General features: G+C 37.4%; 13 protein-coding genes and 1 tRNA gene. 5 read left to right on the top strand and 9 right to left on the bottom strand.

The window, feature by feature from the left end; all coding sequences use genetic code 11:
- Positions 1-95: 95 nt before the first annotated feature.
- The 3 genes from GJU39_RS14450 to GJU39_RS14440 form a co-directional block, all read right to left on the bottom strand.
- A complete protein-coding gene (locus GJU39_RS14450) occupies positions 96-308 on the bottom strand; it encodes a hypothetical protein (RefSeq protein WP_154281612.1) in 213 nt (70 codons plus the stop codon).
- 57 nt (positions 309-365) lie between these two features.
- Entirely contained in the window at positions 366-506 is a 141-nt protein-coding gene (tatA, locus tag GJU39_RS14445; RefSeq protein WP_154281610.1) for a twin-arginine translocase TatA/TatE family subunit, read from the bottom strand.
- Between the two features lie 66 nt (positions 507-572).
- Entirely contained in the window at positions 573-1,427 is an 855-nt protein-coding gene (locus tag GJU39_RS14440; protein WP_154281608.1) for an HD domain-containing protein, read from the bottom strand.
- A 217-nt stretch (positions 1,428-1,644) separates the two neighbouring features.
- Between GJU39_RS14440 and GJU39_RS14435 the strand changes: the two genes are divergently transcribed.
- Both GJU39_RS14435 and GJU39_RS14430 read left to right on the top strand, forming a co-directional pair.
- Entirely contained in the window at positions 1,645-2,298 is a 654-nt protein-coding gene (locus GJU39_RS14435; RefSeq protein ID WP_154281605.1) for a TetR family transcriptional regulator C-terminal domain-containing protein, read from the top strand.
- Positions 2,299-2,304: 6 nt separating this feature from the next.
- Positions 2,305-3,609, top strand: a complete 1,305-nt coding sequence (locus tag GJU39_RS14430) for an ABC1 kinase family protein (RefSeq protein ID WP_154281603.1) — start codon at positions 2,305-2,307, stop codon at positions 3,607-3,609.
- Here GJU39_RS14430 and GJU39_RS14425 read toward each other — a convergent pair whose 3' ends face one another.
- Positions 3,610-3,966, bottom strand: a complete 357-nt coding sequence (locus GJU39_RS14425; RefSeq protein ID WP_154281601.1) for a response regulator — start codon at positions 3,964-3,966, stop codon at positions 3,610-3,612.
- Between the two features lie 271 nt (positions 3,967-4,237).
- Here GJU39_RS14425 and GJU39_RS14420 point away from each other — a divergent pair, with 271 nt between their 5' ends.
- Both GJU39_RS14420 and GJU39_RS14415 read left to right on the top strand, forming a co-directional pair.
- Positions 4,238-4,840, top strand: a complete 603-nt coding sequence (locus tag GJU39_RS14420; protein ID WP_154281599.1) for a GIN domain-containing protein — start codon at positions 4,238-4,240, stop codon at positions 4,838-4,840.
- 122 nt (positions 4,841-4,962) lie between these two features.
- On the top strand, positions 4,963-6,906 hold the full coding sequence (locus GJU39_RS14415; RefSeq protein WP_154281597.1) for an LTA synthase family protein: 1,944 nt from the start codon (positions 4,963-4,965) through the stop codon (positions 6,904-6,906).
- A gap of 52 nt (positions 6,907-6,958) precedes the next feature.
- Here GJU39_RS14415 and GJU39_RS14410 read toward each other — a convergent pair whose 3' ends face one another.
- From GJU39_RS14410 to GJU39_RS14390, 5 genes are all read right to left on the bottom strand, one after another.
- Complete coding sequence (locus GJU39_RS14410; RefSeq protein ID WP_154281595.1) at positions 6,959-9,373, bottom strand: GAF domain-containing protein; 2,415 nt, start codon at positions 9,371-9,373, stop codon at positions 6,959-6,961.
- A gap of 128 nt (positions 9,374-9,501) precedes the next feature.
- Positions 9,502-13,110 (bottom strand): metallophosphoesterase, encoded by a 3,609-nt coding sequence (locus GJU39_RS14405; protein ID WP_154281593.1) that lies wholly within the window; start codon positions 13,108-13,110, stop codon positions 9,502-9,504.
- A gap of 43 nt (positions 13,111-13,153) precedes the next feature.
- On the bottom strand, positions 13,154-14,068 hold the full coding sequence (locus tag GJU39_RS14400) for an SdiA-regulated domain-containing protein (protein ID WP_245227913.1): 915 nt from the start codon (positions 14,066-14,068) through the stop codon (positions 13,154-13,156).
- Between the two features lie 10 nt (positions 14,069-14,078).
- Positions 14,079-16,112 (bottom strand): polyphosphate kinase 1, encoded by a 2,034-nt coding sequence (gene ppk1, locus GJU39_RS14395; RefSeq protein WP_154281591.1) that lies wholly within the window; start codon positions 16,110-16,112, stop codon positions 14,079-14,081.
- 8 nt (positions 16,113-16,120) lie between these two features.
- Positions 16,121-17,344: a Pycsar system effector family protein gene (locus tag GJU39_RS14390; RefSeq protein WP_154281589.1), complete on the bottom strand. Its 1,224-nt coding sequence runs from the start codon at positions 17,342-17,344 to the stop codon at positions 16,121-16,123.
- A gap of 352 nt (positions 17,345-17,696) precedes the next feature.
- Here GJU39_RS14390 and GJU39_RS14385 point away from each other — a divergent pair.
- Positions 17,697-17,770: transfer RNA gene (locus GJU39_RS14385), tRNA-Ile, on the top strand.
- The last annotated feature ends 144 nt before the right edge of the window (positions 17,771-17,914 follow it).

The raw sequence follows: 17,914 nt of genomic DNA, 5'->3' as shown, positions 1-17,914 counted from the left end.
AGTTCCTTGAAACAGCAGATTTTAAGATCCTGCAAAGAGGGGCTTCAACATGATGGGTAAAACCATAAGAATTTACCCGTTTAAGAAAAATAAATCTAACTATCAGCCTGATCAGACTGATCGCCGCTACCTACCTGATCAGAAAAATCTTTTGCACGTTCATCTGCATCCGTATCACCATGTTTTTTAGGTTCTAAATTCTCATCCAAACGATCATTCCAATCGTTTAATCCTTTTGCCGGATTATCCTGAGCCTGGTCAACAAAGGCTGACTTAGATTTTTCCTGATCTGGTTTCTGATTTTCCATTTTGATTTATTTTAAAAATAAAACACCACTAAGAAAGGAAAGTTTTACCGGAAATGGCTATTTCTTAACGGGCTCGTCTTTTGCTTCTTTAAATTCTTTAACGCTTCTTCCTATTCCACGCATAAGTTCAGGAAGTTTTTTGCCTCCAAAAATCAATAGAATTACAACTCCGATTAAAATGATCTCTATAGCCGACATAAGTTATTTTTGAACAATATACGTTAAAATGAAAGATAATGTTTTTCTAAGGCGATTTAATTGAACTTAAATAGCAAGAACATTTAATGTCCTGTTTTTTATTTGAGGCAATTTGCCATGGCGGATGTATTCATTAAAACCACGCAGTTGTTTAATTGATTTAATTGCTTCGTAGCCCTCGTAGTTCATTCTTATTTTATTTAATAACAACGTATCCGTTTTAAACATATCACTTTCAATCAGCAAACCTTTACTTAAAAAGCGTTTAATTAGTTCGGCCATTTTTCCATTTGCATATAAATGAAGCGGAAGTTTAAACACTTCGTTAATTAACTTTTCAAATGCCTCATTTATCCAGGTGGCTTCAAGATCCTGATTAACGGCGATTTTCCCATCGCTCAACACTACAGCATTCAAAAATTGTTTTGCCCTTTGTCTCGAAATTACCCCGCCATGAATCCCGTCGCGTAAGGTATAATCCAAACGATCTGCACAAAGTAACGGCATTGGCTGCTCTAAAATATGGAAAGTACCAGAGAGGATGTCATTTACGCTGAAACCATATTTTATTAAAACCTCAGGAATTTGTGAGTTATAAATGATTTCTGCAAAAACCTTCTCATGATAATCTTCCTCCACATGATCAAATACATAATCGCCCACGTGCGAGAACGCTGTATGCGAAACATCATGTAATAATCCTGCAATCTGTTCCAGAACTGAGCCACCCAGCTTCTTAATTAGCATTGCCACACCTATTGCGTGTTCTAAACGCGAATGGCAAATATCTGGATTAACTAAGAAAATTGCGCCACTCTGGTGAACACCGCCTAAACGTTTCAAGGCATCAGTTTCCAGAAGCGCCGCAAACACTTCCGGAAATTCCATTTTACCGTATAAAAAATCGTCAAGCTGAATCATAAAATAAAGATTTAAAAGAAGTTCACAATTATACTAATATTTTTAGCTTATTGAATGAAATAGATTTCAACATATACAGGATATAAACTAAATAAATTAGCCAAAAACCAACTTTCAAATATTTTGAAAGCATTTATTACAAATTAATGATTGACAATTCAGGCTGTTCAAAAACAAGGGAATCATTAAAACGTTATAATTGTAAATAAACACGAATATGGCAACTGCTCAGCAAATTAGACAAGCATACATCGACTATGTTTTAACCCATAATGAAAAACCGAAAACGGTATATAGTTTCGTAAAAAAACTAAAAATAACCGAGGCAGATTTTTATCAGTTCCACTCTTCTTTCGAAAGTATAGAGAAAGCGATTTGGTTTGAGCTTACTTTCGAAACCATTAGTAAAATAAAGGAACAGGAAGTTTGGTTGCAATATACTTCTCGTGAGAAAATGCTTTCTTTCTTTTACAGCTATTTAGAAAACCTGAAGAATGAACGCAGTTTTGTAATCTATAGTTTGAAGAATTACCGCGGCAAATTTTCCACTCCGGATGTACTTTCAGGCGTTAAACCGATTTTCGAAAATTTTGCGCAGGAAATTATTGATGATGGCCTGGAGCGTGGCGAACTGGCAGAACGCAAGTTTTTAACCAAGCGCTATAAAGATGCGCTGTGGATTCAATTTGCATTTATTGTTAACTTCTGGATTAATGATGATAGCGATGGCTTTGAAAAAAGTGATGAAGCCATTGAAAAAGGAATTAACGTAACCTTCGATCTTTTTCAGCATTCGCCAATTGATAACCTGATAGATTACGGGAAGTTTTTATCGAGAAACGGGAAGTTTAAAGAAAAAATGGGGCTTTAATCATTAATGAAAACACAACAGAGTATTCCAACCACTAAAGTAGAGCGTTCTGCAAAATTTGTTAAAACAGGTTTTCAAATCGGGGGCAATTATATAAAGCACTATTCCAAGAAATTGTTCAATCCAGGCATGGATCGGGAACAGTTGAATGAGGATAATGCTACAGATATTTATAAATCATTAAGTGAACTTAAAGGCAGTGCTTTAAAAATTGCGCAGATGTTAAGCATGGATAAAAATATCCTGCCAAAATCTTATGTAGATAAGTTTACCCAATCGCAATACAATGCACCTCCCCTTTCCGGACCACTGATTGTACGTACTTTTACCAAGAATTTTGGTAAAACACCAGAGCAAATTTACGATACATTTAACTTGTCATCCAGTAATGCGGCGTCAATCGGCCAGGTACATCAGGCTACGCTAAATGGTAAAAAGCTTGCCGTAAAGATTCAATATCCAGGTGTAGGAGATAGTATTTCATCAGATTTAAAACTGGTTAAGCCTTTTGCCTTTCGATTGCTGGGCATGTCAGAACGGGAACTGAACATTTATATTAAAGAGGTTGAAGAACGTTTACTGGAAGAAACTGATTACGAATTAGAAGTTAGAAGATCGATCCAGTTTTCTGAAGACTGTAAAAACCTCGACCATGTGGTTTTCCCAAAATACTATCCGGAATTATCCGGAAAGCGCATCATTACCATGGACTGGCTGGATGGGTTACACTTAAAAGAATTTTTAAAAACTAACCCTACTCAGGAATTAAGAAATAAGATAGGCCAGGCGCTGTGGGATTTTTATAATTTCCAGCAACATGAATTAAGAGCTGTTCACGCCGATCCACATCCGGGAAATTTTATGATTACACCGAACGAGGATTTAGGCGTAATTGATTTTGGATGCATTAAAGAGTTACCAAACGATTTTTATTATCCGTTTTTCTCTTTAATTTCTACAGATGTGATTAACGATAGGGCGAAAACCATTGATGCTTTCAGAAAGCTTGATATGATTCACAATGATGATACCGATGATCAGGTTGAATTTTATTATAAAGCCTATAAGGAAATGATTAGTCTCTTCGCTAAACCCTATATCAGCAAGGTTTTTGATTTTAGCAAGACTGAATTTTTCGAACAACTATATCTCTATGGTGAGAAGATTTCAAAAATGCCAGAATTTAAGCAAGCCAGGGGTGTTAAACATTTTATTTATGTAAACCGTACGAATTTCGGTTTATATCAAATTTTGCACGAACTGAAAGCGGTTGTTAATACAGATACGTATGAACCAACATTGAACAGGTAATTAAGTATTCTTTTTTACCACTTCGATCATGTGATCGATATCAAATGGCTTTTCGATATAGTCATCTGCCTTGCACTCTTCTGCTTGCTGAGGCAATTTATTAGATGTAGAAGTTAATACAGCAGATACATCTTCGGTTTCAGGATCAGATTTTAATTCTCTAATAATTTCTGATCCTTTCTTATCTCCTTTAATGTGATCATCTACAATTACCACATCCGGTTCAATCTCATCTATTCTATCTACCGGATCAGTTGTTAACGATGCCGTAACATCAAAACCTTCTTCTTCCAGTACCTGGTCCATTATTTCCAGAATTTCTTTGTTATCCTGAACAAGCACAACCTTTTTCTTCATATAAATATTGAGAATATTATGGTTAAAGATAAGAAAAAGAATAATTCAATAGGCGAATTGGAAAGATTTTACATTGGGTTTAAAAAAGGTTTCAGGATTTCGTCTTCAATTAACGCCCGTTGGTCGAGAATTTCTATTAAGTGGTATAAAAATGTAAAACTGCCTGCAACATTTTTGAAGTAGCTACGTCTTATCTACAAAACAATAACAAAAAGAACTTAAACATTTAATTAACAGTAAGTTAACATTAAATTATTAAATAAAAGAAATTATGAAAACGTCAATCAAAACCCTAATCGCAACTTCATTAACAGCAATCGTTTTATCTACAACTGTATTCTCAACGAATGTTTCTGCATCAACAGTTAGGCCCTTAGCTGTCTCCGCAGTTAAGGGCTTCAAAAAAATATCCATCGGCGGAAATGTTGAAGTTACTTTAATTCAGAAACCTGCAACAGGCGTGGCCTATACAGATGATAATGAAGGGACGGCTAAAATTATGCAGGAAGGCGATATGCTCCGCGTAACCTCTACAAGCGGAACAACTGCTAAAATAATCGTTTATGTAGACAATATTTACAGAATTGAAGCAAACGAAAATGCAGTGGTTAAAACAGAAGGAAAATTAAATTCTCAATATCTTCAAATCTTTTTAAAAGGAAATGCGCATGCAGAAATTAATACAACTACAGAAGGTTTATACACAGTGATTGAAGACCAGGCTGACTTAAAATTAAGCGGCTCTACTGACAACCACACTTTGGTAATGGGTAAAGAGCAAAAATTAACCATGGATAAATTTGCAGCTTTAAAAACAAATATGAGTTCTGTTGAAATCAAGGCGGTAGAAAAAGAAATCGCATCAAATAATTAACATCAAAACACACAAATGAATAAGGCTTTCTGATGATCAGAAGGCCTTATGTTTTTAACCGATTTTGAAACTTCAGTATTTCTTCAGAATCGACAGCTATCTTGCGTAAACTAATCAATATAATGATCAACATACGTAAGAGCAGGTATTCCATCCTGTTTGGATTCATTGCCTATTTCATATTCTTTTCCTTCATTATTCGCACCATTCTTTTTATTGCCTCGGCGCAACATACAGATTTCAGCATCTTTGAAGTGATCAAATGTTATTTGGCAGGCCTCTTTTTTGATCTTGGAACAGCTTTGATCATCACTTCATTTTACGCGCTGTATCTACTCATAATTCCCAACCGGCTCTACCAGAAAAAATGGAACCAGGGCTTGACCATTGCAGCCTTCCTCCTCTTTGTACTCATCACGCTATTTTCGTTCTTTGCCGAAATCACCTTCTGGCAGGAGTTCGAAAGCCGATTTAATTTCATTGCCGTAGATTACCTGATTTATACTTACGAGGTAATTCATAACATTAATGAATCTTACCCCCTTCCTTATCTTATTTCTGGCATTTTACTCATCGCATTTGCGGTAACTTATATTTTTTTCCAGCTGAAAATATTCAAATTAAACTTTGAAAGCGAAACACTTCCTAAAAACCGCTTAATCATATCCTGCTCTTTAATAATTGCAGCAATTTCGTTTTCTGTCTTTATCAAAAACAGCAGTGCAGAGAATGGCAATAATCGGTATGCCAATGAACTGAGTAAAGCCGGGATCTACTCTTTTTTCGCTGCATTTAAAAATAATGAACTAAACTATCATGAGTTTTATAAATTAATTGATACAAAAAAAGCATTTGCGATTGTTAGAAATCAACTCAATCAGAAAGACGTAACCTTTAGAAACGGATCAACAATTTTACGCGATATAAAGGGTAAAAATTCCAGCTACCGGCCTAATGTTATCCTGATTACGGTAGAAAGTTTAAGTGCAGAATTTCTGGCGCATTACGGAAATACCGAACAACTTACGCCGCGCTTAGATTCTATTGCCAACCATAGCATTTTTTTTAGTGATATGTATGCAACAGGCACAAGAACCGTTCGTGGAATGGAAGCCTTGAGTTTATCTATTCCGCCTACACCTGGTAGCAGCATTGTGAGACGCACAAATAATGAAAATCTATTTACAACCGGCCATGTTTTTAAAACAAAAGGCTATACCAATACTTTCTTTTATGGTGGCGATGGTTATTTTGATAACATGAACCACTTTTTCGGCACGAATGGTTACAATATTGTAGACAGAGGGCGGAAACTCCTTAATGAAACTTACAGTGGAAGCAGAACCTTAATTACAGATCAGCAGGTAACTTTTGAAAACGCATGGGGCATTTGTGATGAAGATATTTTTAACGTTGCGTTAAAGGATGCAGATGAAAAATATAAGCAGCATCAGCTATTTAACGATTTTATAATGACCACCTCCAATCACCGGCCTTATACCTTTCCGGCAAATAAGATCAAACTTCCATCGGGAACGAGAGCGGGTGCGGTGAGGTATACCGATTATGCCATCGGAAAGTTTGTAGATGAACTGAAAGCTAAACCTTATTATGCAAATACCGTTGTAATTATTGTGGCAGATCATTGCGCAAGCAGTGCCGGAAAGAATGAAATTGATATTTCTAAATATCAGATTCCCTGCATGATTTTAAATTTAAGAAATCAGCCAAAGATGAATATCTCTAAAATGACTTCGCAAATTGATATGTTCCCAACACTATGGTCTTTATTAGGTTGGAATTATAGCAGTGAATTTTACGGACAAAATGTACTGGATGATACTTATAAACCACGGGTATTTTTAGGCACTTATCAAAAGCTTGCCTATCTTAAAGGTGATAGTTTGCTGTTGTTGAGTCCGCACAAGAAGGTGGATACCTATTTATACAACAAAACTAAAAATGAGCAGAAACCATTTAGCCTTCCAAAACGGTTAGTAGACGAAGGCATTGCAAACTACCAGACAGCGTTTGATTTATTTAAAGAAGGAAAGTTAAGGCTTTAGGATAATGATAAACCTCACAGGTTTGAGCACCTATGAGGTTTATTAAAAGCAATTAGTTTTGCATCATTGAAGCGATTTCTTTTTCGATTGATTCGAGTTCTTTAGGCTTCAGTTTCTTCGCAGTTTCCTTTTTATTCTCGATGTACTTTATCCCTACACGCATTGCCTTTAACCCAGAAACGCCTTGCAGCTCATCTAATTCAAGCTGTTCCAGATCATCATTGAAATAGCCCTGAACCTGCATGTATTTTACATATTCCAGGTATTCTTTTGCCTCATCCGGATTAAAATAAACCATGGCTACTTTATGCGGCTGTGTTAGTCGCTCGCTTGTACCCTTAACCAGAACTTTATCGATTCGTTTTTTTACAACTTCGTAACGGATGTTATACGCACCTTCCACATCGAACCTTCTTTCATCATTTCTGAAACTGATATCGATGGCGTTTGAGTGAATAAAAATCAGCTGAGTTGTTTCCAAAGGACGAGGCATTTCGCCAATTAATCCTTTGGATAACCGTGCAATTTCTACCATAGAAGTTAATTGCCACAGGCGAATATTTTTGAGATACAATAAATCAAATGGTTTTTCCGGCGAAATGGCCTGGCCAATATAAATATCATACTCTACCCCATCAGTTCTAAATTTAGCAAAGTAACAAGGATAAGATGCCTGGAGATTAGTCTGCGACTTCTCCAGAAACTGACTCACTTCCGTATTAATCATTTGCATAGAAATTTCCAGCTGTCTGCGGTTGGCAAAAGCGGCCCCTGTTTCAGGAACAATTACCTGGAAATATTCGTCAACAATTTCTGCAGTTTTCGGGTAGTTGGCTTTTATAATGGAGAGGAAAGGATAAACTTCTACCGTTAAAAATTCATTCAGCTGGTTTTCTTCATTTGAAGAAGACAGGTTACCAATTCTTTTTGTCCAGTCTTTACAATTGAATAATATTTTATCGGTAATTTCCAGTGAAACTATTTTTTTAATTTCCTTAAGTGCCTGCGTCAAACTGTTTAGCAGCACGGTTAAATCATCTTTTAAGGCCTTATTCCGTTCGATGGTAGAGTTACGAATATCAATGGCTCCAAATAGCGGATACATGTGCTTAAACGTAACTGTTTCTATTTCGCTAATTTTATTTTTACCGTTATTTTTTTGCAGGAAACGCCATACGGCTTCGTTAAATTTCCATTGTACAGAAGGCTGTAAAGCGGTAAATTTATCCATCAACACCTCATCCATCTTGGCATCAAAATCTTCAATGTTGTATTGGAAAAGCTGACCAATTAATGGCATCGCCGGACGCAATCTAGATAGCAATTTATCATCAATTACAATTTCCTGTTCCGAATAAACTTCCAGCACTCCGGCCAACTGCGTATTGTAATAAACCGGCAATACAGAATAAGAACAAACGCCTGCCTCTTTCAGCACCCTTAAGAAAGGATCTTTTAAAATCTGGTCTTCATTAATGGCAGTGACAAAAATGGCTCTTGGATTCTCTTTATATTTATCAACCAGAGAGTAAAACACCTCTTCTTCCAGGTCTGATGCTTTGGCTGAATTAATCAGTTTACTTTGCGTAAATTCCTTGTGATCAAAAACCAGCTTATTATTTACCGTAAGAAATGGCATTAAGCCAAATTCAAGGCTACCATTTCCACTTAAACTCTTCAAAGCCTGAATTACATGGTCATAAGCTTCAGTTTGATAGTTGTGATTAACCAACGCATCACGAATTCCATCAATCGAATGCTGTAATGTTACGTCAGTGATCGAAATAATGCTAAATCCCTCGAATACAAAATTACTTAGTGGTATACGATCGAATAAATACTCTAACTCGCTATCATTCTGAAATGCTTGCCCAAGCTCTTCGAAATTAAGTTCTGGCAACGAGTTTTTATACTTTATATCAACAAATTTAGTATTGGTTTGAATATTATAATATTGCGTTAGCTTCGTTTCCTCATTAATGTGACCATAAATGATTTCATTTTTAAGCACAGAAGTAAAGTTGTAGAAGCGATCCAGAATGATGTTATAAACAAATTTAAGTTGTTTCTTCTCTACCGGATCTGTGTCTTTAGAAACTTTATTTTTAGGATCGTGATCTTTAAAAAACTTATAAAATGCATTCGTACTGAAGAAAATTTCATTTGGGACCGGCGTACTCAGGGCCCAGAAAAAATCATCCTCGTTATCCATCAATGGCGTAAGAATGGTGAAAATTAATTCTAAAGTATCTTTATATTTCACTAATTCCTTCGCACTTATGCTGCTTAAAAGCACTTCATCTTTCTGAATCTTTTCCAGTAAAAATCTATAAAATTCAGACTTCACAGATTTCTCTGTCTTCAGTCTTTGCTTCAAATACTCCACAAGGGGACGAAAAGACAGATATGATTCCACCTGGGCATTTACACATTCGTTCTTATGTATTTGTATTACATTGGTATTCATATTGTATTCCTTTCTGTAGTGTAATTTGCTGCTATCTTGTTCAGTACAAAGATATTAACAGTTTTCCTATAACTAGGTCTTTAAAACGTAATACTTAGATCACTATACTACATTAAAGTTACGCAAATTTAGTACCTAAAGTTTAAAGAAATGTACGGATACCAGCCATCTGTAGAGTGGCCTACTACTAATCGTACAACTGTGAGTGATGCCGGAGCGAAGTAAACCCCTCCTCCAACGCCGTGGTGCCATGTATTGGAAACTTCATTGCGTTTCCAAACCCTTCCAACGTCATAAAAACCCAATAAGCCAATTTGTCCGGGTAATACATAACTCACTAAGTCACCCAACTTTGCTCTTAACTCCAAATTATTATAAAGCGCATGTTCTCCGGCGAACCTAAACTGGCGATAACCCAGCAAATTTCCCTGGCCTCCTAAAAACATAGACTGGTAGAAAGCTGGTTTTCCCACTGTTACTCCACCGCCAAAGCGATCTGCCAGAATGAAGTTCTTTCTGCCATCGAGATTTTTATATAAGGCGATGCTGGCCAGGAACTGGCCATATGAATTGGAATATTTATTAACACCTTTATAACCTAATAATTTAAAATCGACAAAACTTCCAAGGGTTGGGAGTAAATCGTTATCGCGGGTGTTATTGGTAAAATTTAAAATCGCGCCGGCAAACATCTTCTCATTACGAACCGTTAAGCTGTCTGCAGAACGCAACTCGCCTGAGCTCAGGATAAATCGTCCTTCGTTATCTTCCTTATTAAACTTATAGTATTGATAAGAGGGACCAATTGAAACCATTGATTTTGGTCTGCGCCACCTGATGGCTGCATCTACCTGATACAAATTAAACCTGGCCCTGTAATACCTGATTTCATCTCCATGCTCATCAAACCTGGTATCGTTCCCTAAGCCAAAAAAGTTCTGGGTATTATTGGGTGCATTGGCATCTGCTTTTAAAATAAAATCGCCTTTTCCGAAAGCCTTTAACCATTCACCCTTATAATTGAAACGAAATGCCCGGGTAGAAAATGAGTGTAAAAATGAAACCGTTTGCGAATTTCCCCAGGGTTGTCTTCTGAAACCCGGGTTGGTTTGCTTGTAGATTAATCCCAATAAAACGCCATCATCATTATTAAAACCCGCGTTTAAATTATACGATCTCCTTACGTACATATCTTTGTGGATATGGGTAAAGTTTGAGGTATCGTTAGAGATGATTTTCCTTATCTTATTTTCATCTGCTCCGGTATAGGTAGCATTATCGGTTCTGCCATACAGCCTTACCTTTGCGTTGCTGTTTTCAAAATCATAGTATTTGCTGCCTTTACCGCCAATAATCCTGATCTTAATCGCTGCGTTTTTGTTATCCAGAATTAAGCTGTCGTTTCCATTATGCAGGTAAAAACGAAGTTCTTTGGTTACTTTTGGATCGAACTCGCGATCAAATAATTCGTTTTTAATATTCCCTTCTTTAGATATTTTATTGATCTTCACCCGCAAACCCTTATTCTTCGTATCGCTGATTTTGATGAGCTCATTTTTGTTGGTTACCTCGATATCTACAATGCGGTTGAAGAAGTGATAATACTCATTCATCAGTTTTGGCAGGTTGGCAATCCGCTCACGAAGCGTTTTCAAAAGTTCATCATGGTGTAATGAATAGCTCGGTTCAGGAAGTTTGCGCAGGGCCCTTTCAAAAACCTCATCATTATAATTTGCACAGAAATCTTTCACAATCTGATTAAATTCGTCTTCTTCTATGTCGGCTGTCCACCGGCTGCTAATCTCCCTACCTTCCCATAAAAACCAGTTAATATTTTTTAACGGACGCTCATACCCCTGCATCATAGGAAGCAGCGATGATGATTGCGTAAACCGCTGCAAGAAACCATCAGCTCTGAAAAAAACCTGATCGCGATCTCTAGGAATCGGTGTATATAGCGAGCCGTCTTTAGTTTTTGTTTCTTTCCAACGCCACTGATCTTCGTGCCTGTCCCAATCGCCTAAAAGCACATCTAACGCCCGTGCCTTTACCCAGGCAGGGCCATCCAGTTTGTTATCATTATCATCATTTAGCTTTTTATCCATTTTTGGAGAACTGTCTGATTCACCAACCGGCTCTCTTTCTTCGAATAAACATAACGTATTAGCAAAAGCAGATTCATATTCGCCTAAACCATCATCCGGGGAAACCCAGCCAATAATCGGACTGGCATGCGGAATTTTAGCCGCTTTTGCGAGTTCCGGAACAACTAATGCCGAGAAAGGATGCTGTGCAGACATGTTATCTTTAATAACGTCTTTTGCAAAAGTATTCCGTAATGCTTCCGGCAATAATACCTCCGGATATTTTTCTATACTTCTCAGTACGTATTCTTTGCCATCCTTATCCTCCAGCCTTAAAGAGCGCGACTGGTTACCGCCACCACGTTGGGTTGCTTTTAAGCCACCCATCATTTTAGAGACATGCAAAACCGGCACTTTTGTTCTTTCTGCGTATTCCTTGCGGTAATTTTCTCCGAAAACATATCGATGAAAGCGGCCAACACTATCGTACTCTGGTTTAATGCGGACGAAAATGCTATCGGCGGTGATTGGTTTATCTCTATTTCTGATGATTGACGGAATCTGCTCAAACTTCTTTACATAGCTGTAAACCTTTTTAACGCTGGTATCTGAATAGATATAATATTCATAACGCATATCATTATTCATCAGCTGATCTGCCACAACATAGCCTTGTTGCATCTCCTGAAACAAGGAAGTTTTGCCTTTCTTATTAGGTGAAACCTTTGAGCCTGCGCCGCTGATAATCTGCAGCTGCTTACCTTTAATTAACTGTAAACCGTGCTCGTGGCCGGCAACATAGGTAACATTCGGATAATCTCCGAATACACCATTTACCGATTTGATCATGTCTTTATAGGCCGGGTGATTTAAATCTTCCGGACTTAAAAGTGTAGATCTTAAAAATGGATAAACCGAACCTAAAACAGGCATTGGGATATACAGATTTTTATTTAATGATGTAAGTGGAAAAAGGTGATTTCTCAGGTTGAAATATCCGCCATGCGGACCATAACTCTGGAATGGATGGTGTGAAGCCAACAGAATCACTTTGTTTTTATTCTGCTCCAGCAACTGCTCCATTCGTACTAAAACCTCATCTTTTGTACGGCAATCGCATTCACCATCAGAATTTGCTTTATTATAAGGGAATAACCACCATTCACTATCGTAAGCAATGATGGTTAATTTATCGGTAAGGTTTATCGCTACCGGATCAGGACATCCGTTAGCGGGAAGTAACTTTAGTAAAGGGTCATTTTGCGCCTTTAAATAATCATCCTGAGCTTTAATTTTTGCCAGGCCGTTCGGTCCTGATTTATCCCAATCGTGATTTCCTGGCACAAAATAAACCGAAGCGCCCATTTTTCGCATCGGTTCGAATTGCGAACGCAGAATCTTTTTGGTTTCTTCTTCATCAGCACTTCCCGGCAAACCCATGCCAGTTGGATAGATGTTATCACCCAAATAAACTACTGTAGTTTTCTTCGGAATTATTTGCTTCGCAGCATTTTTTAAGTCCTGCATTTGCCCCTGATTCATCTCTCCGGCATCGCCGAATAAAATGACACGGTACTTTACATCATCCTGGGCAAAAGAACTGAAACCGAATAAAAAAAAGAATGCAGCAACAAGGGTAAACGTCTTTATCATACTTATGGGTTAATGCTGATAAAGATAAGCAATTTCGATATGCCTACTTCGACTTGAACATTAAAATATTTCCAGCCGATAGTGATCCGCCTTCATTTGAAATGTACAAGTTATTGTCTTTATCGAATGCAATTCCCTCCGGCTGATTAAATGCATCGCCTGCTAATGCCTGGGTAGATTTTATTTTGAAGTTTTCATCTGTGATAACCAATAACTTATTCACAGAAGAAAGCACAAACCACTCTCCCGTTTTTGGATTTTTGGCTAAAGCAGAAGGGCGGAAGTTCATCTTTTTTGTGCCCGCTAATTCTGCAATTTGTTCATGAGCCAGCGTAAAAGTTCCTGCTGCTGTATAGTTGCCCTTATCAAACTTGAATGCAAAAATTTCTGTTTCTCCTTTTTTACTTTTCTTAATTTCTTTTGTTAACACATAAACGTTACCTGTTTTCTCATCTGCAGCAAGGCCTTCGTATTCTGCTTTTGGCACCAAATCTTTAGTTTTAACTGCGTCTGTTACTTCAGCATCATTAATTTTTGAGATTGGAAAAGTATGCAATTCGCCATTACTTTTTAGAATGATCACCTGATCTTTTAATATTGCCACATCTTCGTAATCTCCTTTGCCACCAAATTTCGTATATTTTGCTTCTTTATCTGCTAAACCAAGATGAAACAAATCGCCGTCTTCATCCTGAATGGCAAAAACCTGTTTCGGATCGCCATTATGAAATGTGATACCGGAGATTTCAAACAAGTTTTGAGGCATATTGTATTTTACAGGATTGGCCAGATCATAGGGGAAGTCTGTTTTCTGGCCAGTGGCCGATGTACCTTCAGTAGCCGTTTCGCTGTTATCTTTTGCCTGATCACCGTGTTTTTCATTCACACAGGAAACGCCTATAAAAGCAATTGCAAATGCGGCTACCAATGATGCCAATCTTGTTTTATTCTTATTCATGACCTGAAACTTAATATTTTTCTTTTAAATACTGGTAAACACCCTGCTGTGATGAAATGGCATTCTCACCAGTGTGAACCGGGATATTGTCCATTTTTTCATCAATCAAAACAGCCTGTACAGTATCTTGTTTTTGTATATCGATAATATCCAGAATTTCTCTTTTGATGTACTCATCATAAATCGGGAAACATACTTCGATTCTGCGATAGATATTTCTGTTCATCCAATCTGCAGACCCTAAATACACGTCTTGTTTACCAAGATTATGAAAAACAAAAATCCGGCCATGTTCCAGGTAACGATCTACAATGCGTGTTACTTTTATATTTTCACTCATTCCCTTTACACCCGGAATCAGCCTGCAAATACTTCTGACAATCATATCGATTTTTACTCCGGAATTAGATGCTTCGTAAAGTTTGTTAATCAAAACCTTTTCTTCGAGGTTATTCATTTTAATGGTAATGCCCGCAGGTTTGCCTTGCGAAGCATGTTCTATTTCCCGATCAATTAAATTTAAAAAGCCTTGCTGCAAATTAAATTGTGCCACCAGCAAATGTTTAAAAGGAATTAAATCTGTAGAGGTTGGTTTTATCCGTTTAGCAAGAAAAATAAATAACAATTCCACTTCCCTCAGCATTTCCTTGTGGGCTGTCATCAAAATGTGATCGGTATAAAATGATGCCGTGCTTTCGTTAAAATTTCCGGTTGCGAATAAACCCACATAGTGCATTCTGCCTTCCACTTTCCGTTTCACTAAGGCAACCTTTGCATGAACTTTGAGTGCGGTAACGCTATAAATGATATCTACTCCAACTGATTTCATTTTTTTTGCCCATTTGATGTTATTTGCTTCATCAAACCTGGCTTTAAGTTCTACCAAAACGGTAACCTTCTTGCCGTTTTTAGCAGCACTAATCAGGGCGTTAACTATTTTAGAATCGCTGGCTACACGGTAAAGTGTAACATAAATTTCCTTAACTGCCTCATCTATAGCAGCCTCGTTAAAGAACCGAAGCACACTTTCATAGCTTTGAAACGGGGTATGAACAATGATATCTTTTTTAGTGATGGCTTCGGTAAGAGTGCCAACTGCAAAATCGGTATTACAGATTTTTTCCCAGGGCTGGTTGGAAAGCTGGTCGTTTTTAACCGGAAAGTTCATTAAGTCTTTCAGGTTATGGTATTGCCCACCTTCTACCATGTTCGCCTTTTTGAGATTGAACAATTTTTTCATCACCTCAAACACGTTGGCCGGAATGCCAGGCTGGTGAAGAAAGCGTGTGGCCAAACCTAAATCACGTTTCATGAGTTGCTTCTCCAGCTGATCGGATAAACTGCCCGAATATTCATCCTTCAAATCAATTTCAGCATCCCGGGTAATTTTGAAGCTAAAGCAACCTAAAACTTCATCATTGGGAAATACACGATCGAGGTGATAGCGAACAAGATCATCTAAAAACACAACGAAACCCTCGCCTGCACTTTCTACCTTGTAAAATCGAGGCAACTCATTTGATGGAATATTTAAAATTACGGATTTGGTATCACTTCCGTTCTTTAACGTAATCAGGAAGTATAACTCATTGTTAGACGGGAAAAAATCAGTTTTATTATTAATATAAACCGGCTGCAGAAAGGCCATTACCTGACTCAAAAAGTATCTCGTTAACGTTTTTTGAATCTCTTTTGGAAAAGGCTGTCCGTAAAGCAGGTTAATTTGATGCGCTTTTAGTTGTGGAATAATTTCCAGCTGCAGTACCCTGCCATATTGCTGTTGCTGACGCGAAATCAAGTCATTTGCACTCTTGAGCAAGTCTTCTTCAAGATGAATATCGTTACCTTCCCTGTTGCTCAGTTTTTCCAACGCGAGCAATACGGGCATCCTTACGCGATAGAATTCATCCAGATTGGAAGAAAAAATGGAAAGAAATCTGATGCGTTCCAATAGCGGAACATTACTTCGGCCAGCTTCAGTTAAAATGCGTTCGTTGAATTTCAACCAGCTCAGATCCCTGTTAAAAAGTGCTGTTTCGATCATTTGTTCCATTAAAGTTTTCCGTAAGCTGCATAGGCGATAACGAAAGCAAATACCGCAGCAATTAATCCGAACATGAAAATATTATAGGCTAAGCGGATGAGTTTGTATTTACGGCCCAGCACAACCCCCTGAGAATAAACGTCGGTAATTAATGTTCCATAAAGAAAGTCTTTATCATTCATTACCTGGATCATCCCATCGGTATAGCTCGGTAAACTCATTTTATAGAAGTTACCAAAAAAAAGGAGATTTACTTTTTTATTGTCCATATCTTCCTGGGTAAATTCACCTTTAGGAATGGATGGCCGGGTTGATAAAATGGAAACTACCACACAGGTTAAACTCACAATTAATAAAATGAATGTTGGAATAATCAGGTTACCATGGTCTTCCAGTCTCCGTAAAAGTAAACTCACGATTAAGGAAAGCATAATCGAATTTACGGTAATCAGGATATGGGCTTTATTATCGGCCATGTCGCTCAAACGCTGATTATTGGCTGAGGTGATCCTGAACATGGTTTCTATCCCCTTATCCGGACGATCATCTTTGCCCTTCTTTTTATTGGTATCGGAAATAATGTTCGGGGCAAAGTTTTTAGGTTCTTCCTGTTCTACTTTAATTTCCTCCTGCGTGGTGAGTTTGCTTTTAAGCTTACTGATATTTGCCTGTTTCTGATCATTAAGCAACAGGATTACATAATCGGTTTGATAGCGATGTGATTCCATAAACTGAATATCACGCTTGCGCCATTCTTGTTTGCTGATTTTTTTTTCGTAGATTAATTCTACTTCTTTGTGCATCAGTTTGCCTTTCTGGCGGAAATCTGGCAATCCCAGGTGGAATAAATCTGCATCACATAAAATTTTATCGATCTGATTTTTGGGGCGCTGTGGAATTTTAGTCGATAAAATAGCACTCTTTACATTATCTCTTAGCTCTGTTCCTACCTGGTGTTCGGCCAGAAACTGATCTGCCAGCTCTGCTCCTTTTGCTTCATGTTGTAATGCTTCTTCGAAGTAACCCGTATCGTGAAAATATGCAGCAATGGTGACGGTAAAAAAGTCTTGGTCATTCAGCTGGTAATGATTGGCGATTTGCTGTGCCGCATCTACTACTTCCTGAGTATGTTCGAGGTTGTGGTAAACCAAACGCGGATCGTGGTGCGTACGGAAGTAATTGCCAACGTATTTCTCTACCTCGTGTTGCAATTGTTTATAGTCTATGGACATGTTAGTATGATATGATCTTTCTTTATGAAACGCTGAAGCAATTCCTGATCGTTTAAAGCTAAAAATTTACGGCATTAAAGGATATAAAACTACACTTATTTTGTATAAAAATATATCTTTAAGCAGCTAAGCTAAATTTTGACTTATTGATTATACAATCTTAATGTTGATATTCTTCTTCATTCCAGGAATAAAAATCTTTATTATCTCTTAACGCTAAAGCCTTTTAATTAATTACATTAGCCTGAAAATAAGGTTAATGGCAGATTTACGATAATTATTATAAAAAAGTTTTTCAAAATTGAATGCAAATTTGTAACATTGCACTCGCAAAAAACACTGTTTTTTTTCGGGGCCTATAGCTCAGTTGGTTAGAGTAGAAGACTCATAATCTTTTGGTCGCTGGTTCGAGCCCAGCTGGGCCCACAAACCCTCTTTACAATCTGTAAAGAGGGTTTTGTTTTTTTATTGGAAAATTACTCGGCCTTAATATGGATCAAGCGGAATTCTTGGGGGAAAAGAAATAATTTGTTTCTTTTGCTTTAGTAAACCAAACGTATTTCATTTTGA

The sequence above is a fragment of the Pedobacter petrophilus genome (genome assembly GCF_009674725.1).
Classification (GTDB): domain Bacteria; phylum Bacteroidota; class Bacteroidia; order Sphingobacteriales; family Sphingobacteriaceae; genus Pedobacter; species Pedobacter petrophilus.
The sequence above is the reverse complement of the archived record's forward strand: the minus strand, read 5'-3'. Positions and strand labels throughout refer to the sequence as shown.